Here is a 20849-nt window from a genome sequence, read left to right as displayed (position 1 = left end):
GTATCACCATCCCGGACCCCGCGAAAGGCCGAGCCCGGCCCGGCTCAGCCGCGCGGCAGCCCGAGGATGCGCTCGGCCGCCACGGTCAGCAGGATCTGCGTCGTTCCGCCCGCGATCGAGAGGCAGCGGGTGTTCAGGAACTCGCGCGCGAGCGGTCCCTCCACCCAGCCGTCCGTGCCGCCGAGTTCCATCGCGAATTCCGCGACCGCCTGCCGCTGCCGGACGCCCACCAGCTTGCGGACGCTCGATTCGGGCCCGGGGTCCTGGCCGTCCAGCTGCCGGAGGGTGGTGCGCAGTTCCAGTTGCGAGCCGACGAGCGCGTTGCCGATGAGCCGGCCGAGCGTGTCGTCGGTGACCGGGTCGCCGTCACCCGCGAGTGCGAGCAGTTCCTCCATCGCCGCGCCCAGCGAGGAGCCCCCGCCCATCGCGACCCGCTCGTTCGCCAGCGTGGTGCGGGCCAGCTTCCAGCCGTCGCCGAGATTCCCGACCACCAGGTCGTCCGGCACGAACACGTCCTCGAGATACACCTCGTTGAACAGGGCGTCGCCGGTGATCTCGCGCAGCGGCGAGACGGTGATGCCGGGGCTCGTCATGTCGACGAGGAAGTAGCTGATGCCCTTGTGTTTGGGCGCCTCCCGATCGGTGCGGGCCAGGCAGATCGCCCAGTCCGCCTCCTGCGCCCTCGACGTCCACACCTTCTGGCCGTTCAGCCGCCACCCGCCGTCCACCTTCTCCGCCGACGTCCGCAGCGCCGCCAGGTCGGAGCCGGCGCCGGGTTCGCTGAACAGCTGGCACCAGATGATCTCGCCGCGCAGCGTCGGGGTGGCGAAACGCTCGATCTGCGCGGCGCTGCCGTGCTCGAGGATGGTCGGCACGGCCCACCAGCCGATCACGAGGTCGGGTCTGCCGATCCCGGCGGCCGCCAGTTCCTCCTCGATCAGGATCTGCTCCGCGGCGCGCGCACCTCGCCCGTAGGGCGCGGGCCAGTGCGGGGCCAGGTAGCCCGACTCGGCGAAGGCCACGCGTCGCTCCGGCTCCGGCCGCGCCACCAGTGCGGCGATGTCGGCGCGGATCCGGGCCCGCTCGGCGCCAAGGCCCGTCAGGTCGATCGACAGGTGCCTGCGAGCGCCCGCCCGGGTCAGTTCCGTGACCCGCGACCGCCAGCGGGCGGAGCCGCCCAGCAGCTGCCGCAGCGACGTCGCCCGGCGCAGGTAGAAGTGGGCGTCGTGCTCCCACGTGAAGCCGATTCCGCCGAGCACCTGGATGCAGTCCTTGGCGGTCTCGACGGCGGCGTCGAGCGTGATCGTCGCCGCCACCGCCGCCGCCACCGGGAGCTCGCCACCGTCCGCATTCCACGCGTCCTCCGCCGCAATGGCCGCGTCCCACGCCGCGGCCCCGGACTGTTCGACGCGGCACAGCATCTCCGCGCACAGGTGCTTGATCGCCTGGAACGATCCGATCGGTTTTCCGAACTGCTCGCGAATCTTGGCGTACTCCACCGCCGTTCGCAGACACCAGGCCGCGATGCCGGACGCCTCCGCGGCGGCCAGGGTCGCGGCGAGGTCGGACACCAGCCCGTCCCGCACCCCCGTGACCACGCGGTCGGCCGCCACCGCCACCCCGTCGCACCGCACCCGCGCGAGCGGACGGCTCTTGTCGATCGTGTCGGCGACCGCGATGTTCAGGCCGTCGGATTCACCGTCGACCAGGCACCACACGACCTGCTCGCCCGTGTCGGCCGGCAACAGCACGGCGACGCCCGCGTCGCCGCCGATCGCGAAGCCGGCGTCGCCGGTGACCGTCAACCCGCCGTCGGCCCCGAGGGTCGCGTTCACCGGGGAGTTGCCGAGAGCCACCGCGCACGGCATCGCGCCGTCGGCGAGATCCTCGGACCATCGTTTCGCGGCGGCGCCGGAGCTGCGCCCGACGACGAGAGCGGCCAGAGCGGTGGAGAGAACAGGACCCGGGGCGAGTTCGGTCGCGGCCTGTTCGAGCATCGCGGCGAGATCGACGATCTCCGCCCCCGACCCACCGACCTCTTCGGGCACGGCGACCGAGAAAATTCCGAGCGAAGAGAAGGACGGCCACGACGTGTGCCACGAATCTGCTGGTCCTTGCCGTACTGTGACCAGCGGGTCCGTCGAGCGCGCCCAAGCCTGGATCGCACCCGCTGCAGCTCTCTGCTCCTCGGTGGTGGCGATAGTCACAACGGGTATCCGCCTCTCCTGAATGACACATTCGTCTAGAACGTGTTCTAATATGACACCTGGCCATGAGTCAAGGCGCGAAGGAAAACAGGTAATGACGACCAGCTCTCGATCACGGTCCACGACGGTCGCTGCGGCGACGCTGGGCGAGGACGATCTCAGTTCCAACGCGCAGAAGGAACGGCGCAAGCGGATCCTCGACGCGACCCTGGCCCTGGCGTCCAAGGGAGGATACGAAGCCGTGCAGATGCGGGCCGTCGCCGAACGCGCCGACGTCGCCGTGGGAACGCTGTACCGCTACTTCCCGTCCAAGGTGCACCTGCTGGTGTCGGCGCTCGCCCGCGAGTTCGAGCGGATCGACTCCCGCGGAAAGAACCCGCCGGGCCGGAACCCCCTCGAGCGGATGCAGCTGATCCTCAGCCAGATCACCCGGGCCATGCAGCGCGACCCGCTGCTGACCGAGGCCATGACGCGCGCGTTCATGTTCGCCGACGCGTCCGCCGCCGCCGAGGTCGATCAGGTGGGCAAGCTGATGGACCGGCTGTTCGCCCGCGCGATGACGGACACCGAACCCACCGAGGACCAACTGGCCGTCGCCCGCGTCATCTCCGACGTGTGGCTGTCGAACCTGGTGGCCTGGCTCACACGCCGCTCGTCGGCGACCGATGTCGCGAATCGGCTCGAACTCACCGTCGAACTGCTGCTCGGTGACGGGAGCCGCAGACCCGAGTAGGACGCGATCGGGGCACAGCCCCGGCCGAGAACGCGCTCACATCCGTCACATCCCCTAGATTTGAACGTGTGAGCGCCCATGATCTGCCCATCGAACTTCGTCGTGCCCTCTCCCGGGTCGCGCGGACCCCTCGTCTGCTCGTCGCGTCCGATTACGACGGCACGATGGCCCCCATCGTCTCGGACCCCGAAAAGGCGTTTCCCCACGCCGAATCGGTGCGTGCTCTCCGCGCCCTGGCCAGCCTCGCCGGAACCACGGCGGCCGTGATCTCGGGCCGGGCACTCAAAGACCTCGCCGCGCTGTCGCGGCTGCCCGCCGAGGTTCAACTCGTCGGCAGCCACGGCTCGGAATTCGACATCGGGTTCATCCATGCGATCGACGCCGACGCCAAGAAACTTCTCGGAGAGATCACCGAGGAACTCCGGCGGATCTCCGCCCTGCACGCCGGCACGTCGGTGGAGGCGAAGCCGGCGAGCGTCGCCCTGCACGTCCGCAACGCCGACGCCGAGGAAGGCGCCCGCGCACTGGCCGCGGTGCGCGCCGACGCCGGGCAGCGGGTGGGCGTGCAGGTCACCGAGGGCAAGTCCGTCATCGAACTGGCCGTCGTCGCCACCGACAAGGGCCATGCCCTCGACCTGATCCGCCACCAGGACGGCGCGACCGCGGCAGTGTTCGTCGGCGACGACGTCACCGACGAGAAGGCGTTCGCACGCCTCCAGGGCCCCGACCTCGGCGTGAAGGTCGGCCCCGGCGACAGCCTCGCCGAATTCCGGGTGTCGAGCACCGAAGATGTCGCCGCGGCCCTTGCGTTCCTGCTCGAGGAGCGCCGCACCTGGCTGTCCGGGGCCCACGCGCCGCCGATCGAGCGCCTCACCATGCTCGCCAGCCCGCGGACCGTCGCCCTCGTCACGCCGGACGCGACCCTCACCTGGTTGTGTCATCCCGAACCCGACTCGGCGTCCGTGTTCGCGCACCTGCTCGGTGGACCGGAAGCCGGCCACTTCAGCGTCGGCCCGCACCGCAGCGCCCTGCCGCTGAGCCAGCGGTACATCGACAGCACGATGACCGTGCAGACCCGGTGGGCCAGCCTCTCCGTCACCGACTACCTGCCGCACGACGTCCGTCTGGGCCGCACCGACCTGACCCGGGTGATCAGCGGGCAGGCCGCCGCCGTCGTGACGTTCGCACCGCGGCCCGAATTCGGTCAGGGCCAGGTCATCCTCGAGGCGGTCAGCGAGGGACTGCGGGTGCACGGCACCAACGAGCCGATCGTGCTGCGCTCCCCCGGCGTGCAGTGGAACGTCACCTCCGACGGCAACCAGCAGACCGCGCATGCCGTCGTCGATCCGTCCGGTGGCGACGTCGTCCTGGAATTGCGTTGCGGCACCGAAGAACTCGGACCATCCGAAACCCCGGAGGCGGAACGTCGCGCGCTGGCCGAATCGTACTGGTCGGACTGGGCGAAGAGCCTCACCCTGCCCACGCTCAAACCCGACCTGATGAAGCGCTCCGCGCTCACCCTCCGCGGCCTGGTCCACGTCGACTCCGGCGCGATCATGGCGGCCGCCACCACGTCGCTGCCCGAGGAGATCGGCGGCGTCCGCAACTGGGACTACCGCTACTGCTGGCTCCGCGACGCGGCGCTCACCGCGTCCGCGCTCGTCAGCCTCGGTTCGCTCAGCGAGGCCGAGGGCTACCTCGACTGGGTGCACGACGTCCTCGAGACGCTGCCCGGCCCCGAACGCCTGCACCCTCTCTACACGCTGCACGGTGGCGGTCTGCCGCCCGAGGCCGTCATCGACTCGCTGCCCGGCTACGCCGGCTCGCGGCCGGTCCGCATCGGCAACGCGGCCAACCAGCAGGTCCAACTCGACGTGTTCGGACCCATCGTCGAGCTCATCCACGACCTGTCCCACGCCCGCGAGAAGCAGGGCGCCGAGGTGGCGCTCAACGACCGCGACTGGGAACTGGTCTGCGCCATGGTCGAGGCCGTCGAACGTCGCTGGTTCGAACCCGACCACGGCATCTGGGAGATCCGCGACAACCCCCGGCACCACGTGTATTCCAAGGTGATGGGGTGGGTCACCATCGACCGTGCGGTGGCGTTGGCCGAGCACTTCGGCCGCGACATCGAGCCCGGGTGGACGCCGTTGCGCGACAAGATCGCGGACGAGGTGCGCGAGAAAGGCTGGAAGGACGAGGTCCGCTCGTACACCGCCGCCTACGACGGCACCGACCTCGACGCCGCCACCCTGTACATCGGACTGTCCGGGCTGATCGACCCGTCGGACGAGAAGTTCGCGGCCACCGTCACGGCCACCGAGGCGGAACTGCGCAGCGGTTCCACCGTGTACCGGTACCACCACGACGACGGACTGCCCGGCACCGAGGGCGGGTTCCACCTCTGCGCGGCCTGGCTGGTGGAGGCGTACCTGCTGATCGGTCAGCGGTCGCAGGCGGAAGCGTTGTTCGCGCAACTGGTCGACGCCGCCGGACCGACCGGACTGCTCAGCGAGGAGTACGACCCCGTCGCCGAGCGGTCGCTGGGCAACCACCCCCAGGCGTACAGCCACCTGGGACTGCTGCGCTGCGCTCAGCTCCTGGCCTGAGCCGGCGGCCGGGTCAGCGTCTGGCGGGCCCGGCCGTCGAACCGCGCAGCAGTTCGGTCTCGAGCATTTCGACGGTCGCGACCCCGGAGTGCGACGGCGACATGAGCAGGGCCCCCGCGCGGCGGCCCTTCTCCTCCTGAGGTTGCCGCACGGTGGTCAGGCCCTCGCGCAGTGCGTCGTCGACGCCGTCGAATCCGGTGACCGACAGCTGTCCGGGCACGTCGATGCCCTGCCAGCGCGCCCAGTCCAGTGCGCCGAGAGCGAGGACGTCGGTGGTGCACACGAGCGCGGTGATCCGGGGATTCACGGCGAGCGCCTGTGCGGCACCGGCGTGCCCCGACTTCCCGGTGTGCTCGAACCGCTCGATGACGGTGAGGGTGGCGGGGTCCAGGCCGGCGTCGGACATGGCGTCGCGCACGCCCTCGATGCGTTCGCGCTGGACGTGGAAGTTCGGCGACCGCAGGCGCTCCGCGTCGGCGACCCCGTCCGCGCGGTCGCGCCCCAGCCTCATGCTCAGCACGCCGATGTCGCGGTGGCCGAGGCCGATCAGGTAGTCGGCGAGTCCGCGCATCGCGCCGCGGTCGTCGATGCCGATGAGCGACGCACCCGGGATTTCCCGCGGCTGATCGCACACGACCATCGGCAGGTGCCGCTCGCACACCGCCGCGAGGTACGGGTCGTCGTCCGCCACCGAGTACACGACGAACCCGTCGACGCCCGCCTGCTGCACGACCGCGGCGGCGTCCGCCTCCTCGCGACCCGGACCCGCCGGAATCAGGAGCAGCCCCTGCCCGGCGGCCTCGCACGACTCGGCCAGTCCGGACAGAAAGCTCATCGCGGCCGGGTCGCGGAAGGAGTAGCTGAGGGCCTCGGTGAGCAGCAGTCCCACGGCCCCGGCCTTGCGGGTGCGCAGGGATCGGGCCACCGGGTCGGGGCCGGGATAGCCGCGGCGCTTGGCCGCCTGCAGCACCCGGTCGCGGAGTTCCGCGGAAAGTTGATCGGGCCGGTTGTAGGCGTTGGACACCGTCGTTCGCGAAATATTGAGCTCGGCCGCGAGCGACGCCAGCGTGGCTTGGCGACGAGGCTGTCGAGACCTGGGCATAGGGGGACGTTAGTACCTGGCCCGCGTTCGGGCGCGTCGGGGCTGCACCGAAAGTGCACTACCAGGACCTATCCGCTAAAGTGCAACGGTAACGGTTTCCAATAGCGTTTAGCGTTCGTATTCGGTCAGGAGTTTTCTGTGCGCGCTTCCTCAGGTTTTCGTGCCGTCACGGCGGCCGTCGGGCTGTCGTTCGCCGCGGCCCTCACCCTCACCGCGTGCGGCTCCGACACGACCGGTGACGGCACACTGACCGTCGTCGCGTCGACGAACGTGTGGGGCAGCGTCGCGCAGGCCGTCGCCGGCGACAAGGTGGACGTCACCTCGATCATCACCGAACCGTCGTCCGACCCGCACTCGTTCGAGGCGAGCCCGACCGACGCCGCCAAGCTCACCGACGCGTCCCTGATCGTCTACAACGGCGGCGGATACGACCACTTCGTCGACGACATCATCGGCACCGGCAACAGCGACCAGCTCACGGTCAACGCGTTCGACCTCCTCGAGGGCGGCGCGCACGCGGGCGAGGGCGGCGGTGACTCGCACGAGGGCCACGACCACGGCGACGTGAACGAACACGTCTGGTTCGACGTCGACACCGTCGACGCCGCCGCGCAGTCCATCGCGGACAAGCTCGGCCAACTCGACCCCGACAACGCCGACGCCTACAAGGCCAACGCCGCCACCTTCCACGGTCAGCTCGAGCAGATCTCCGCGATCACCGACGGCATCGCGGCCGCCCACAAGGACGCGCCCGTCGCCCAGACCGAACCGATCGCCTACTACCTGCTGCAGTCCGCGGGCCTGAAGGACGTCACCCCGCCCGACTTCACGAGCGCCATCGAGAACGGCAACGACCCCGCGCCCGCCGCCATCGCCGCCACGCGACAGCTGCTCACCGGCAAGCAGGTGCAGGCCCTCGTCTACAACGTGCAGACGCAGGACCGGGTCACCCAGGACGTGCGGGCCACGGCCGAGTCGGCGGGAATCCCCGTCGTCGAGGTGACCGAAACCCTCCCCGAAGGCCTGGACTACATTCAGTGGCAGACCAACACCGCCGAGTCGCTCGCCGCGGCTCTGCAATAGAACTGATCGGCTTGTGACAGAACCCACTTCGAAGAACGCCGGCAACGGTCGCGTCCCCGCACTGGAACTGACGGGGGCGCGACTGTCCTTCGGCGAACGCACACTCTGGCAGGACCTCGACCTCACCGTGGAACCCGGCGAATTCGTCGCCGTCCTCGGACCCAACGGGTCGGGCAAGACGTCGCTGCTCAAGGTGCTGCTCGGTCAGCTCGCCCTCAGCTCCGGCACCGCGCGCATCGCCGGAACCCCGGCGCGAAAGGGCAATTCGCACGTCGGGTACATCCCCCAGCAGAAGTCGCTCGACGACGGGTTGCCGCTCCGCGGCCGCGACCTCGTCGGGCTCGGCGTCGACGGCCACCAGTGGGGAACCGGTCTCCTCCGGCGAGGCCGGCGCCGGGCCATCGTCGACGCGGCGATCGCCGAAGTCGGCGCCCAGCACTACGCGGACGCGCCGATCGGTTCCATGTCCGGCGGCGAGCAGCAGCGGCTGCGGATCGCGCAGGCCCTCGTCGGCAACCCGCAGATCCTGCTGTGCGACGAGCCGCTGCTCAGCCTCGACCTGGCCAACCAGAACCTCGTGTCCGGACTCATCGACCGGCGGCGCCGCACCCACGACACCGCGGTCCTGTTCGTCACCCACGAGATCAACCCGATCCTCCCCCTCGTCGACCGCGTGCTCTACCTCGTCGACGGCCAGTTCCGGATAGGCAAACCGGAAGAGGTCATGACGTCGGAGGTGCTGTCCGAGCTGTACCGCACCGACGTCGAGGTGCTGCACGTGCGCGGCCGCCTCGTCGTGATCGGCACCGGCGACGCCATCGACGCCCTCGGCAGCGCGGGCGGCCTCCGCCCCGGCGAGGGTGTGCACCACACCGACGAGGGACACGCATGAGCAACAAGTTCACCGACGCCATGTCACGCATGTTCGACGTCTCTGCCACCGTCGACCTCCTGCAGTACGACTTCGTGCAGCAGGCATTGATCGCGGGCGCCATCCTCGGCCTCCTCGCGGGAGCCATCGGACCGCTGATCGTGAGCAGGCAGATGTCGTTCGCCGTGCACGGCACGAGCGAGCTGTCGCTGACCGGTGCGTCGGCAGCCCTGCTCATCGGCGTCAGCGTCGGGGCAGGCGCCATCGCCGGTTCGGTGGTCGCGGCCGTCCTCTTCGGGCTGCTCGGCGCGAAGGCCCGCGACCGCGACTCGGTCATCGGCGTCATCATGGCGTTCGGCCTCGGCCTGTCGGTGCTGTTCATCTGGTCGTACCAAGGGCGCACCGGCACCAGTTTCTCGCTGCTGATCGGCCAGATCGTCGCACCCGGCGACAGCGGCCTGCAGTTGCTGCTGCTCTGCGCCGTGCTCGTCATCGGAGTCCTCGGCCTGATCTACCGTCCCCTCCTCTTCTCGAGCACCGACCCCGACGTCGCCGAAGCCCGCGGAGTCCCCGTGCGCGCCCTGTCGATCGTGTTCGCCGTCCTCGTCGGCATCACCGCCGCCCTCGGCGTCCAGATCGTCGGCGCACTACTCGTCATGGCACTGCTCATCACCCCCGCCGCAGCCGCCGCCTACGTCACCGCCAGCCCCCTCAAGGCGACCGTCCTGTCGATCGTGTTCGCCGAACTCGCCGCCGTCGGCGGCATCCTGCTGTCCCTCGCACCCGGCGTGCCCGTGTCCAGCTTCGTCACCACGATCTCGTTCGTCATCTACCTCGCATGCCGACTCAGCGGCTCCTCACGACGCAAGAACGCCGGACGCATCGCCCACACCCACGCACACACGCACTGAGCCGCCACTATTCGCCGCTCAGCGGCCGAATCGGCCCTCACACGCCGAAGGGTGGCGGCTCAGTGCAAGCGGGCCTAGAGGTGGTCGGGGAAATACGGCGCCAGCGCCGTCGCCACCTTCGTCGCCTGATCGCACGCCGCATTCGCCGTGGTGAATTCCGGGCTTCCCTCGCTGTAGAGAATTTCGAAGTCGAGGACTCCCGGCGCAATGTCGACCGCGACACTGCACGATCCACCGAGGAAAAGCCCCACTATCGCGTGACGGCCGCCGATCTCGGTTTCGTTGACGACCTCGAAGCGGTCATCTTGCCGAATGTCCTCGATCGTGTCGCCGCGAGCAGCGATCGTGATCCCGTAATAAGGATCGTGCGACGTGAACATGCACGCAAAATTCGATGTCGACTCATGATCCGCGCGACTAGAGGGGCGAGCGTCAATCCGCGCCTCCTTGATCGCCTCTATGGGCAGGTCGTCGCACGGGTGGAAACCGATAGTCGGAGCGGGGTCGGCTGTTGCTTCGCCGTCTGAGGATTGCTCGCAGGAAGTAGCGAATCCCAACAAGGCCAGTGCCGACATTGCAGTCGCTGCGGCTCGCTTGCCGTTCACAGTTCGGTTCCCGCGGCGCCCAGGTTTCCTGCGATCTGCGCATCCTGCTCCTGATATCGGGCAAGCACAGCCTCGAACATCGATTTCATATCTCGCGCATACGTTTGATGAGCGGTGAAGAGCCCGCGCGCAGTGTTGGCGAATTCGATGTCCTTGCCGCTGATCGCCTTCTCATCGAACTTGCGCGCAAGCTCGGCTGCAGAAGCAATGTCCTTCTCTCCGATCCCGAGAGTGGTGGCGCGTAGTTCCTCATTTGCCCGGCGGGCGAGATCACCCATGCGATCCGCATGGTCCTGGCACAGCTTGATGCACTGTTCCAAGCCAGCCGGGTCGAGTTCGAGCCTGCCTCCCCCGACGATGTTCTCGGTGAAAGCCTTCCAACCGGCTTCCGGTGCTTCTGGCCCCGCCATGTTCGTGCCCCCTCCGTGTGTCCTGCGGTGTCCCCACCTGTGCAAATCGCCGGCGCGTGGCAATCTACCAACCGCGGGCACCGACCGAGCCTGCCCGAGGAGTCGTACCGACCCTGATCAGGGTGTCGAGCGAGGATACGAGCTGGTCGGGACCTGCCGGGTGCGCGGCGGCGGGATCGTGCGGGCCGATCACGTAGCGGCCGTCGCCGGCGATGTCGATCCACTGCATGACGCCGACGTCGCGGCCGGCGCCGTAGCGGGGGCCGCGGAAGACTCGGATCTTGCCGCGGCCCGCGTATCCCTTCTGCACGGCGGATTCGAGTCTGGGGACGGGAGCCGCCCGGTTGACCTCCTGCAGGATTCCCTGGGAGAAGTGGGCATCTTCGTCGTCCCGTCGCTGGAACCGGCGCCTGCCGGCGGCGTTCTGCGGGATGAGGCCGATCAGTTGCGCGCCCAATTTTCCGGCCTGCCCGGCGCCGATCACCACGTCGCCGCCGATCCGCGGTGCCCGGCCGGGGAGTTGTGACGCGATCACGACCCACTGCCGGTGCTGGGCACCGATGATGCGGATCTGTGTCTCGTCGGCGGTGGAACCGGAGATCTCTACATACACGTCGGGCTCGGCGAGCACGCCCAACGCCGACTTCACGTCGTCGTGCTCGGCTCCCGCGAAGGCTTCTCGAATCCGGTTCTGCTCTGCCACATAGGCGTTGAGCCCGGGGTGTGCACTCACGATCCGGAACGGGTACGGGATGCGGTCCTGCCCGGTGCCTGCCCACAGGGCTTCGAACAGTTCGGGACGCAGCCGCCAATTGCGCATGCTCATGCGCCGATCACCGGCGGCGAGACGAGGGGCAGTTTGCCGATCAGCTCGTTGCCGTTGTCGAGGGTGATCAGGTAGTCGGGCGTCTTGTGTTCCTTGTCCTCGCCGCCGCCCTTGGCAGCCCCGGGGGCGCCGCCCATCATTCCGCCGCCCATCGGGCCGGTACCTCGAATCCCGGCGCCCGTGCGACCACCGGCTGCGGCCCCCGCGACCCCGGGTGTGGAGCCCGACCGGGCACCGGCACCCGCCCGACTTCCGGCACCGACGCCGCTGGCGCCGCCGAGCCCGCCGACGCCGAATCCGCCCGCACCGGCACCCCCACCCGCACCCACACCCGCAGATCGTGAACCGGCGCCCGAGGACGAGTCGGCACCCGGCGGCAGGACCGATCGGCTCTGCGCCTGATCACCCGACACCGAGGCCGGGGCCGTCGCCGCGGGCGCGGTGGCCGACGACGGCGCGGTTTCCGCATTCTGCTGCGCGCCGTCCGCTGCGGGGGTGCCGGGCGCAGCGGACGCGTCGCTGGCGGGACTGTCGATATCCGGAGCGTCGCCGGAACTCGGCCGGCCGGCGCTCGGTCCCCCGAACCGCTCGCTCGAGCTGGGGGCGCCGCTCGAGTAATCGACGCCGGGCGCGGACGGACCCGAAGGAACATCGACCCGGCTCTCCGGTCTCGTGAACGCCGGGACGTTGCCGTCCGAAGTCGCGAGCCCCGGGTTGTAGATCGTGGCCATCTTCTCGCGCGCTTCGCCCTCGCGCCGGTAGTACTCGTCCTCGGTGTCCGTGTCCCAGGGGGTCAGCTTGTCCCACAGTCCGGTGCCGATGGTTTCGGGGACCTGCGACCGCAGCGACGCGACCGTCTCCGCCAGCGGGGTCAGCGCCGCCGCCACTCCGTGAAGTTGATCCTGTGCCTCCGGCGCGGACGTCGAGTACCGCTCGGTCTCGCCATAGGCCGCCGACGCGGCAGCCCCCTGCCAGCTCTCGCTGATCGCCTTCTTGATCGCGTCGCTGAACTCGACGATCGCGTCGTGGGCCGTCGTCCCCAGTTCGGTCCAGGCTCGCGCGATGCCGCTCACGTGCTCGACGTCCATGCCGGCGACGGCACTCGCGATCCTCGCGTGGTCCCACTGGTCCGAGTGGAAGTTCTCGGGATCCTTGATGTATGCCGGGTCGGTCACGTTTCCCCCTCCGATGGCGCGGTCCGCCACACACGGTCAATTGTTCTGACGCAGCAGGACCCTCACCGGTTCCGCCCGCCCCCGCGAGAGAATCTACAAGACGGCATTCGGAACCCTAGTATCGAATATGTGCCGGCAATCGATCTGAACAGCGACCTCGGCGAGAGCTACGGTGCCTGGACCCTCGGCGACGACGTGGCGATGCTGAAGCTCGTGACCAGCGCCAACGTGGCCTGCGGTTTTCATGCGGGCGACCCCGCGACGCTGTGGGCCTGTTGTTCCGCGGCGTCCGAGTTGACGGTCCGGATAGGCGCGCAGGTGGGCTATCACGACCTCGCCGGGTTCGGGCGCCGGTTCATCGACGTCGCCCCGCGTGATCTGACGGCCGACGTCGTCTATCAGATCGGCGCACTCGACGGTCTAGCCCAGGTCTCCGGGTCCGCGGTGGCGTACGTGAAACCGCACGGCGCGCTGTACAACGCGATCGTGCATCACCGTGAGCAGGCCCGCGCGGTGGTCGCGGCGGTGACCGCGTACGACGACACGCTTCCGGTTCTCGGTCTGCCCGGTTCGGTGTTCCTGGAGGAGGCCGAGAAGGCCGGGCTGCGGACGGTCATCGAGGCGTTCGCGGACCGCGCGTACACGCCCGACGGAACGCTGGTGCCCCGCACGACGGACGGCGCGGTCCTGCGCGATCCGGCGGTCGTGGCGGAGCGGGTCCGCAGACTCGTCGTCGATCACACCCTCGAAGCCGTCGACGGCACCGTCCTCGCGGTCACCGCCGAATCCGTCTGCGTACACGGCGATACGCCCGCCGCCGTCGAGATGGCCACCGCCATCCGGTCGTTGCTCGACGCCGAGGGCGTCACGGTGGAGCCGTTCGTGTGATGCGCATCCTCGACGTCGGAGAAAGCGCGATCCTCGCCGAGTTCGAGGACCAGGTCACCGTGCTCGCGCACTTCCGTGCTCTGGACGACTCCCGGCCACCCGGGGTCCGGGAGGTGATACCGGCGGCGCGCACCATCCTGGTGCGGTTCGACCACGGCGCGACGAGCCGCGACCGCGTCGCCAAGTGGGTGCGGACGACGGAACCGGCGGCGGCGGTCGCCGAGGGCGCCCCGGAGGAGGTCCGGATCGCCGTGCGCTACGACGGCCCCGACCTCGAGGACGTGGCCGAACTGACCGGGCTCGGTGTCGACGGCGTCGTCGCGGCGCACACCGGAACGCCTTGGACGGTGGCGTTCTGCGGCTTCGCCCCCGGTTTCGGTTATCTCACCGGCGGTGCACCCGACTTGCACGTGCCGCGCCGCGCGACGCCGCGGACCTCCGTCCCCGCCGGGACGGTGGCGCTCGGAGGGGAGTTCACGGGAATCTACCCCCGCTCCTCGCCCGGCGGATGGCAGCTCATCGGAACCACGGACGAACCGATCTGGGATGCCGGGCGCACTCCCCCTGCCCTGCTCCGTCCCGGCGTCGTCGTGCGCTTCGCGCCCGTGAGTACTTATTAACCGCCCGCGGTTAATAAGTACTCACGGGTGGCGGAGCCGCATCACAGGTCCAGGACCAGACGATCACCCCTCGCCCGGGACACGCAGATCATCATGCTGTTGCATTGCGCGCGTTCGCTTTCGGTGAGGAGGTCGTCGCGGTGGTCGACGTCGCCGCTCAGGACCTTCACCTCGCAGGACCCGCAGATGCCCATCTCGCACGACGACGGATGGTCGATGCCGGCGTCGCGGACCGCTTCGAGCACGGTCTGGTCGGGACGCACCGGAACCACCTTCTCGCTGCGGGCGAGTTCGACCTCGAACTCACCACTCGACCCGACCGCCGGGGCCGCCGCGGCGAACCGTTCGAGGTGGAGATCGGCGGCGCGACCCGCCTGCGACATCCGTTCCACCAGCGCGTCCATGAGCGGTGTGGGCCCGCAGCAGTAGACCGCCGCCCCCGACGAGGACGCCACGACGGACGCCAGATCGAGGTGACCGTCCGTGTCCTGCGGCACCAACCGCACCGCGGACGCGTCCAGCTCGCTCACGAACGCGAAGTGCTCGGCGGTGCGCGCTCCGTACACCAGTTCCCAGGTTCCGCCGCGGCGTTGCACTTCCCGGATCATCGGCAGCATCGGGGTGATGCCGATGCCGCCGGCGACGAACACGTACCGGTCCGCCTCGGTCAACGCGAAATTTGAGCGGGGACAGCCGATCTCGACCACGCGACCCGGACGCAGCTCGCGGTGGACCTCCACCGAGCCACCCCTGCCCGCGGGCAGTTCGAGGACGGCGATGCGGTAGCGGCTCGAGTCGGCGGGGTCGCCGCACAGCGAGTACTGCCGGACCGTCCCCGACGGCAGGTGCACGTCGACGTGTGCGCCCGGTTCCCAGGCCGGCAGCTCGCCGCCGTCGGAACGGGTGAACTCGTACGACGTGATCGACTCCGCCTCCCAGCGGGCAGCGACGACACGCAGCGGGAGGGTCTGCGGATCAGACGAACTCGTTGACATGGCTGCCGTCCTTGACGCGGTTCATCAGCTCGGTGAACGAGCGCCGGTAGTTGAGGGTGAACAGGTCGGCGGGAACGGAGAATTCCTGGAACTCGGAATCCCACGGGATTTCACGGGGTTCGATGAATTCGACGATCGGGATGTCTTCGAGGTACACCATCTCCTCGACGCGCAGGCACTCCTCGAGGTCCGCGCCGCGGTAGCCGACCTCGTTGGCGACGCCCCAGAAGATCTTGACGTGCTCGTAATCGATCGGCGACGGGAACCCGGCGACGACGCGGCGGCCCAGCTTCTCGTAGTGGTACGTGATGGACGCGAGACCCGGTGCGGAGCAGCGGTACCGCATCATGCAGTCGCCGTCGTTGGCCCAGTCGCCGGAGCCGGCGTCGAGTGGCCGGTCCATCCACACGTCGAGTCCGTCCCGGTTGACGTTCAGCGGTTCGACGATCTCCGGTGTCGGGCCCATCGACACCTTGTGGACGAAGGGGAAGTGCGCGACGTCGCGGAAGTTCTCGATCGTCACCCCGACTCCGACCGACGAGTCGATCGGGTCGGCGGCCAGCCATTCGAGGTCGAGGCCCTGCCACTCCTCGATCTCGTACATGTCGCGGATCGGGTCTTCGAGCACCGTCCAGACGTGACCGAACCGTTCGACGGCGGGGTAGGTGGCGATCGACGCGCGCGGTGGGATCTTGCCCTGATCGGCAAGGGACGGGATGCGGCTGCAGCTGCCGTCGGTGCTGGAGAACTCCCAGCCGTGGTAGGGGCAGCCGATGGAGCTCTGGTGCACTTCGCCCATCGACAGGTCGCCGCCGCGGTGCGGGCAGCGCCGCGACTGCACCGAGATCCGCCCCTCGCCGTCGCGGTAGATCACCAGGCTGACGCCGAGAAGCGTGGCCGTCTGGGGCTTGTCGAGGTCGCAGAGGCGGGCGACGGGGAACCAGGAGCGGCGCATCGACGCTTCGGCCAGTTCGCGTTTGGTGGGGGTGGGGATCGAGGTGGTCACGAGGGTCCTTTCGGGGAGATCAGGCGCCGACGACGAGCGCTCCACCGTTGACCGCGAGGGTCTGTCCGGTGATGAAGGCGGCTCCGTCGGAGGCGAGGAAGGCGACGGCCGCGGCGATTTCGTGGGCGTCGCCGAGACGGCCGAGGGGGACGGCGGCAAGTTCTTCGGCATAGACGTCGTCGGGGACCATCCGGGTGTGGATCGCGCCCGGTGCGACGGCGTTGACGAGGATCTTCTGCGAGACGAGTTCGGAGGACAGCGCCTTCATCAGCCCGAGTTGCGCCGTCTTGGACACCATGTAGCCGTAGGAGTGGCCGCCGGGGACCTGCCCCCACTGCGAGGAGATGAAGATGACGCGCGGTGCCTCGCTGCGGGCGAGGAGCGGCGCGGCGGCGCGGGTGATGGCGTACGGCCCGAGGACGTTGACGTCGAGGTACGGCCGGAGGTTCTCGACAGGTGTGTCGCCGAGGGACTTCCAGTCGTGCATGATGCCGGCGTTGTGGACCAGGATGTCGAGGCGACCCCAGTTGTCGTTCGCGACGGCGACGACGCGTTCGCCGGCGTCCGGTGCGGTGACGTCCAGTTCGAGGCATTCGACGCGGCGGCCGGTGCTGTCGCGGATCTCCTTGGCGACCGCCGACAGTTCCGCGGCGTCGAGATCGGCGACGATCAGGTCGGCGCCGCGGGCCGCGAGGGTCCGGGCATGTGCGGCTCCCATGCCCCGTGCGGCGCCGGTGACCAGCGCGACACGGTCGTCCAGCCGAACACCCGGGATGGCGGTGACACTCATGCTCCCGCCCCCACGATGTGCGGCTCGGTGACGTACAGCATGTTGCCGTCGGGGTCGAAGAACGGGCGGTACTGGTACCAGGTGCCACTGGGGTGCTTCCACTGGATCCGCTCGTCGACCCATTCGACGCGTCCGTCCAGCGCGGCCTCGGCCTCGTCGAGGCTGTCGACCTCGAACGCGATCGAATCGTAGCCGGGTGGGTTGTCGGGGTTGACCGCGGTGCGGCGCGGAGCGTGTTCGCCCACTTCGGATTTGAAGATGTAGAGCGTCACGTTGCCCATGTCGATCGCCGCCCACTCCTCGTCCTTCTCGTACGGGAGGTGGAAGGGCAGCCCGAGGACGCCGTGGTAGAACTCCACGAGGGCGTCGACATCGCGGGTGAGGATGTCCATGTTGTCGATGCGCTTCAGTTTCAGCACGGTGTTCTCCTTGGTCGGTGCCGCGAAATCGGCAGGAATGGTGCAGGGCCCACCGGAATGGGCGGTCAGGGTTCCGTTCTCGACGTCGAGCGAGACGGTGGCGAGGGTTTCGAAGCGTGCCGACGCCGGCAGGGCCGGGTCGACGTGGCAGCACGTCGCCCCGCCGCCCAGCAGGTGCGACGCCATCGCCTCGACGACCGCGGGTGCGTCGACGTCCGGTCTGCCCGACAGTCGACGGCGGAGCATGTCGAACCGGATCACGGTGTCCGGTCCGTCCCGGAGTTCCCTGTCGTGCAGGTTCGCCGGGCTGCTGAGGAAATGGTTGGTGTGGACGAGGAGGCCGTCGGGGTCCGGCAGTGCGTACCCGATTCCGCCGGGGTTGAGTTCGACGCTCACGGCCGTGGATTCGCCGCCGGTGCTCGCGACGAGCGTCAGCGACGTCGACGCGGACACCTCCGCCTGGGCGAGCCGGACGAGCGCGTGGTTGAGGTCGCGTGATTCGTCGAGCACGGCGCGGGCGAGCACGTGCACCGGGACGCCGATCCCGTTTCCGTCCCCGGTGTGGTGGAGGATGTTGAAGTGCACGCCCAGGCCGCGGTCGTTGACGCCGATCTTGCCGACGATGCCGTATTCGTTGACGGTGGTGGTCACGTGACCGCTTTCGTGCGGGATCTCCCAGACGAGCCACAGGTCGGCGAGTTCGGCGAACCAGTCCCATGCCTGCACGGAGACCGGCGGCGCCCCGTCCCGGAGCCGGACGACGGTCGAGCACTCACTCGGCGTGATCGAGCCAACCGCCGCAAGCACTTCGGTACGCGCATTGATCGCCGCGACCGCGGCCACCGACAGACCGGCGCCGTCCGCGATGCCGGCGATCTCGTCGGCGAGTGCGGGTGCGGCCGCCGTGATCCGCTCGAGGGCGAGGGTCCCCCAGTGGTCGAGGTCGACGGCCGAGCCGGCAGCGCGGTCGAACAGCTGCTGGTACGCGGCCACCGACGCGCCGACCTGTTCCGCGTGGGCACTGCCGAATTCGTGTCCGCGGTCCCACGGCCGGGTCTGCGTGGAGCGGAACCGGCGGGTCACGACGCCACCCGCAGCAGTCGCGGCGCCACCAACTCGGCGACCTCGTCGAGGCGGGCGAACCACACGTCGCCGGATTCGGCCATGTGCGCCACCACCTGCTCGAACTGGCCGAGCCGGTAGGGGCGTCCGATGACCTCGGGGTGCATCGTGAAGCTCGTGTGCCGACGTTCGGCGCGGGCGGACTCGAATTCGGCTGTCCAGCAACGACGCAGCTCTTCGGGGTCGGCGACGTTGCCGCCTCCGTCGATGTTCCAGCCGAAGCGCGGCCAGTCGTCGAGCGACCAGTGCACGGGCAGTTCGAGGATCTCGAGGCCGTCCCAGGACTCGACGTACGGTCGGTCGTCGCCCATGCAGCTGGAGTCGTAGAGGAATCCGCGGTCGACGAGCAGTCCGAATGTCTCGGGGGTGAGTTCCCAGGACGTGGAGCGGTATCCCTGCGGCCGCGGGACGCCGAGCCGTTCGAGGGCTTCGAGGCCCTTGTCGATCTCGTCGATCTGCTGCTGCTCGCTCACCTTGTCGCTGCGCAGGTGCAGGTGTCCGTGGTGTCCGATCTCGTGCCCCGCGTCGAGCAGGCTCTCCACCATCGCGGGGTGATGCTGCGCGGTGTGTCCGGGGACGAAAAATGTGGCCGAGATGTCGTATCGGGCGAGCAGGTCGAGGATGCGCGGCACTCCGCGCGTGACGCCGTAGCGGCCCTCGGACAGGATGGTCAGACGGCGTGCGTACTCGTCGCCCTCCCCGAGCCAGCCGGCCTCCGCGTCGACGTCGAAGGTCAACGACACCGCGGCGGCCTTGCCGCCCGGCCAGTCTGCGGTGGGAAAGTCCTGAATCGTCAAGACACGCTCCTCTGATTGCGCCGCTTCGGCGGCGGATTCGACTCGATGCTGCGCATTTCGGCAGCCAATGCGGATTGATTCAACGCTTTGCGTGTTGCAGACCACATTAACAGCGCGCAAACCGCCACACAACCCTAGAAACACCGAAACTTTGCGTCGAACTTCGTCGGTCCTGCTGCGCATTGCGCAGCGTCAGTCGCCGGTCTGCGTTTCGCCGTCCCGCAGCGCCGCGTAGGCAGCCGGGCGGGACCGTCGCATCCGCAGGGCGACGACCACACCGACACCGTACGCGGCGAGCACCAGGCCTCCGATGATCAACGCGCCCAGCCGATCTCCGATGAGGAGTTCGAAGTTGGTCACGACGAGAGCGACCACCGCGAGCAGACCGAGGATCGCGAGCGACGGTGCCACCACCGTGTGCCACCGGCGCTTGTCGAGATCGTGCCTGCGGAAGAACACGATGACCGCCAGATTGGTGAGCGCCATGAGCAGGACGATCCCGAGCGTCGCCGCACCGGACAGCCACGTGTAGGCCTGGGTGATCGGATCGATACCGCTGACCGCGACCACCGCGAGCAGCACTCCGGAGATCGCGGTCAGGACGATCGACGAGCGCGAGGGCGCCCCGTACTTCGGGCTGACCCGGCCGAGCGCCGACGGCAGCACTCCCATCGAGCCGAGAGTGAACTGGTATCGCGTGATGACGTTGTGGAACGACAGCACGCACGCGAAGACGCTGGTCACCACGAGAAGCTGCATGATGTCGTGCACGACCGTCCCCGCGTACCGGGTGGCGAGGTCGAACACCATGTTCACGGGATCGTCCGATGCCGTATCCACCGCATCGGTCGCACCGGCTCCGACGACCACCGCCCACGCGGACAGCGCGTAGAACGCACCGATCGACACGACCGCGACGTACGTTGCGCGCGGAACGGTGCGGTCGGGGTCGCGCGCCTCGTTCCGGAACACGGCCGTGGCCTCGAACCCGAAGAAGGCGAAGAACGCGAACATCAGACCCAGCCCGGGCGAGCCGTCGAACACCGTGGTCGGCAGCAGAGGGGCGGCTGTCAGTCCTGCTGCGCCGCCCTTGACCAGGATGGCGACGTCGAGCACGACGACGATGAGCGCCTCCGTGATCAGGAGTACCCCGAGAACCTTGGAACTGAGCTCGATGTCGCGGTACCCGAGCACGGAGACAATCCCGAAAGCTGCGAACGAGAACACCCACCAGGGGGCGTCGACATGCAGGTACTGCGCGGCGGCGTTGCTCGCCGCCACCCCCTGATAGGAGTAGACGGCGATGAGGAGCATCGAATACGACACGAGCGCCAGCAACGCGGCACCGAGCCCGTTGATCCGTCCGAGCCCGGCCTGCACGTACGAGTAGAACGCCCCCGCGTTGCGGACGTGCCTGCTCATCAGCGTGTACCCGACCGCGAACAAGGTGAGGATGACAGCGGCGATCAGGAAGAACAGCGGCGCACCGATACTGCCGCCGAACGCGATGACGATGGGCACCTGGGCGGCGACGACGGCGAGCGGTGCGGCGGCGGCCACCACCATGAAGACGATGGCGCCGACGCCCAATCCGCGGTTCAGGGGATGCATGCTCTCGCCGCGATCGGGGCCGTCCGGGCCGGCACCGCCGTTCGCGGACAGCGAGGAGTGGGAAGTCAT

19 protein-coding genes are annotated in these 20849 nt (G+C 69.1%); 7 read left to right on the top strand and 12 right to left on the bottom strand.

Annotated features, from left to right (window positions below; translation table 11 throughout):
* Window positions 1-44: 44 nt before the first annotated feature.
* Window positions 45-2207 carry an acyl-CoA dehydrogenase gene (locus CJ179_RS23460; protein ID WP_095863035.1) on the bottom strand — a complete coding sequence of 721 codons (2163 nt, stop codon included), beginning with the start codon at window positions 2205-2207 and terminating at the stop codon, window positions 45-47.
* 94 nt (window positions 2208-2301) lie between these two features.
* Between CJ179_RS23460 and kstR the strand changes: the two genes are divergently transcribed.
* A complete protein-coding gene (gene kstR / locus CJ179_RS23455; protein ID WP_005566090.1) occupies window positions 2302-2940 on the top strand; it encodes a cholesterol catabolism transcriptional regulator KstR in 639 nt (212 codons plus the stop codon).
* 68 nt (window positions 2941-3008) lie between these two features.
* A complete protein-coding gene (gene otsB / locus CJ179_RS23450; protein ID WP_095863034.1) occupies window positions 3009-5549 on the top strand; it encodes a trehalose-phosphatase in 2541 nt (846 codons plus the stop codon).
* A 13-nt stretch (window positions 5550-5562) separates the two neighbouring features.
* Here the strand turns inward: otsB and CJ179_RS23445 are convergent, their stop codons facing one another.
* The gene (locus tag CJ179_RS23445; protein ID WP_072939473.1) at window positions 5563-6651 is read right to left on the bottom strand and encodes a substrate-binding domain-containing protein; all 1089 of its coding nucleotides are present in this window, start codon (window positions 6649-6651) and stop codon (window positions 5563-5565) included.
* Window positions 6652-6789: 138 nt separating this feature from the next.
* On the opposite strand from CJ179_RS23445, the gene CJ179_RS23440 reads away from it, so the two are divergent.
* The 3 genes from CJ179_RS23440 to CJ179_RS23430 are packed head-to-tail and all read left to right on the top strand — an operon-like array spanning window position 6790 to window position 9516.
* Window positions 6790-7734: a metal ABC transporter solute-binding protein, Zn/Mn family gene (locus CJ179_RS23440; protein WP_095863033.1), complete on the top strand. Its 945-nt coding sequence runs from the start codon at window positions 6790-6792 to the stop codon at window positions 7732-7734.
* A 13-nt stretch (window positions 7735-7747) separates the two neighbouring features.
* Window positions 7748-8626 carry a metal ABC transporter ATP-binding protein gene (locus CJ179_RS23435; protein ID WP_072939478.1) on the top strand — a complete coding sequence of 293 codons (879 nt, stop codon included), beginning with the start codon at window positions 7748-7750 and terminating at the stop codon, window positions 8624-8626.
* Entirely contained in the window at window positions 8623-9516 is an 894-nt protein-coding gene (locus tag CJ179_RS23430) for a metal ABC transporter permease (protein WP_095863032.1), read from the top strand. The genes CJ179_RS23435 and CJ179_RS23430 overlap by 4 nt, the downstream gene beginning before the upstream one ends.
* A 74-nt stretch (window positions 9517-9590) precedes the next feature.
* Here CJ179_RS23430 and CJ179_RS23425 read toward each other — a convergent pair whose 3' ends face one another.
* The 4 genes from CJ179_RS23425 to CJ179_RS23410 form a co-directional block, all read right to left on the bottom strand.
* Window positions 9591-10121 carry a DUF3558 domain-containing protein gene (locus CJ179_RS23425; protein ID WP_241031453.1) on the bottom strand — a complete coding sequence of 177 codons (531 nt, stop codon included), beginning with the start codon at window positions 10119-10121 and terminating at the stop codon, window positions 9591-9593.
* Window positions 10118-10531: a hypothetical protein gene (locus tag CJ179_RS23420; protein WP_095863030.1), complete on the bottom strand. Its 414-nt coding sequence runs from the start codon at window positions 10529-10531 to the stop codon at window positions 10118-10120. Before CJ179_RS23420 ends, CJ179_RS23425 begins: the two co-directional genes overlap by 4 nt.
* Window positions 10532-10595: 64 nt before the next feature.
* A complete protein-coding gene (locus tag CJ179_RS23415) occupies window positions 10596-11357 on the bottom strand; it encodes an ESX secretion-associated protein EspG (protein WP_095863029.1) in 762 nt (253 codons plus the stop codon).
* Window positions 11354-12532: a hypothetical protein gene (locus CJ179_RS23410; protein WP_095863587.1), complete on the bottom strand. Its 1179-nt coding sequence runs from the start codon at window positions 12530-12532 to the stop codon at window positions 11354-11356. The genes CJ179_RS23415 and CJ179_RS23410 overlap by 4 nt, the downstream gene beginning before the upstream one ends.
* A gap of 129 nt (window positions 12533-12661) precedes the next feature.
* On the opposite strand from CJ179_RS23410, the gene CJ179_RS23405 reads away from it, so the two are divergent.
* Window positions 12662-13420, top strand: a complete 759-nt coding sequence (locus CJ179_RS23405; protein WP_072939489.1) for a LamB/YcsF family protein — start codon at window positions 12662-12664, stop codon at window positions 13418-13420.
* A complete protein-coding gene (locus CJ179_RS23400; RefSeq protein WP_095863028.1) occupies window positions 13420-14040 on the top strand; it encodes an allophanate hydrolase subunit 1 in 621 nt (206 codons plus the stop codon). Before CJ179_RS23405 ends, CJ179_RS23400 begins: the two co-directional genes overlap by 1 nt.
* Before the next feature lie 41 nt (window positions 14041-14081).
* Here CJ179_RS23400 and CJ179_RS23395 read toward each other — a convergent pair whose 3' ends face one another.
* The 6 genes from CJ179_RS23395 to CJ179_RS23370 all read right to left on the bottom strand — a co-directional run bounded on the left by CJ179_RS23395 (window position 14082) and on the right by CJ179_RS23370 (window position 20849).
* Window positions 14082-15035 (bottom strand): PDR/VanB family oxidoreductase, encoded by a 954-nt coding sequence (locus tag CJ179_RS23395; RefSeq protein WP_095863027.1) that lies wholly within the window; start codon window positions 15033-15035, stop codon window positions 14082-14084.
* Window positions 15016-16041: an aromatic ring-hydroxylating dioxygenase subunit alpha gene (locus CJ179_RS23390; protein WP_072939592.1), complete on the bottom strand. Its 1026-nt coding sequence runs from the start codon at window positions 16039-16041 to the stop codon at window positions 15016-15018. Before CJ179_RS23390 ends, CJ179_RS23395 begins: the two co-directional genes overlap by 20 nt.
* 19 nt (window positions 16042-16060) lie before the next feature.
* Window positions 16061-16831, bottom strand: coding sequence for an SDR family NAD(P)-dependent oxidoreductase (locus CJ179_RS23385; protein ID WP_095863026.1), 771 nt, complete (start codon window positions 16829-16831; stop codon window positions 16061-16063).
* Entirely contained in the window at window positions 16828-18333 is a 1506-nt protein-coding gene (locus CJ179_RS23380; RefSeq protein ID WP_095863025.1) for a C45 family autoproteolytic acyltransferase/hydolase, read from the bottom strand. Before CJ179_RS23380 ends, CJ179_RS23385 begins: the two co-directional genes overlap by 4 nt.
* On the bottom strand, window positions 18330-19169 hold the full coding sequence (locus CJ179_RS23375; RefSeq protein ID WP_072939502.1) for a polysaccharide deacetylase: 840 nt from the start codon (window positions 19167-19169) through the stop codon (window positions 18330-18332). Before CJ179_RS23375 ends, CJ179_RS23380 begins: the two co-directional genes overlap by 4 nt.
* 192 nt (window positions 19170-19361) lie before the next feature.
* Window positions 19362-20849 carry an APC family permease gene (locus CJ179_RS23370; protein ID WP_218834836.1) on the bottom strand — a complete coding sequence of 496 codons (1488 nt, stop codon included), beginning with the start codon at window positions 20847-20849 and terminating at the stop codon, window positions 19362-19364.

It is taken from the genome of Rhodococcus sp. ACS1 (genome assembly GCF_002300155.1).
GTDB lineage: Bacteria > Actinomycetota > Actinomycetes > Mycobacteriales > Mycobacteriaceae > Rhodococcus_F > Rhodococcus_F koreensis.
The sequence above is the reverse complement of the archived record's forward strand: the minus strand, read 5'-3'. Positions and strand labels throughout refer to the sequence as shown.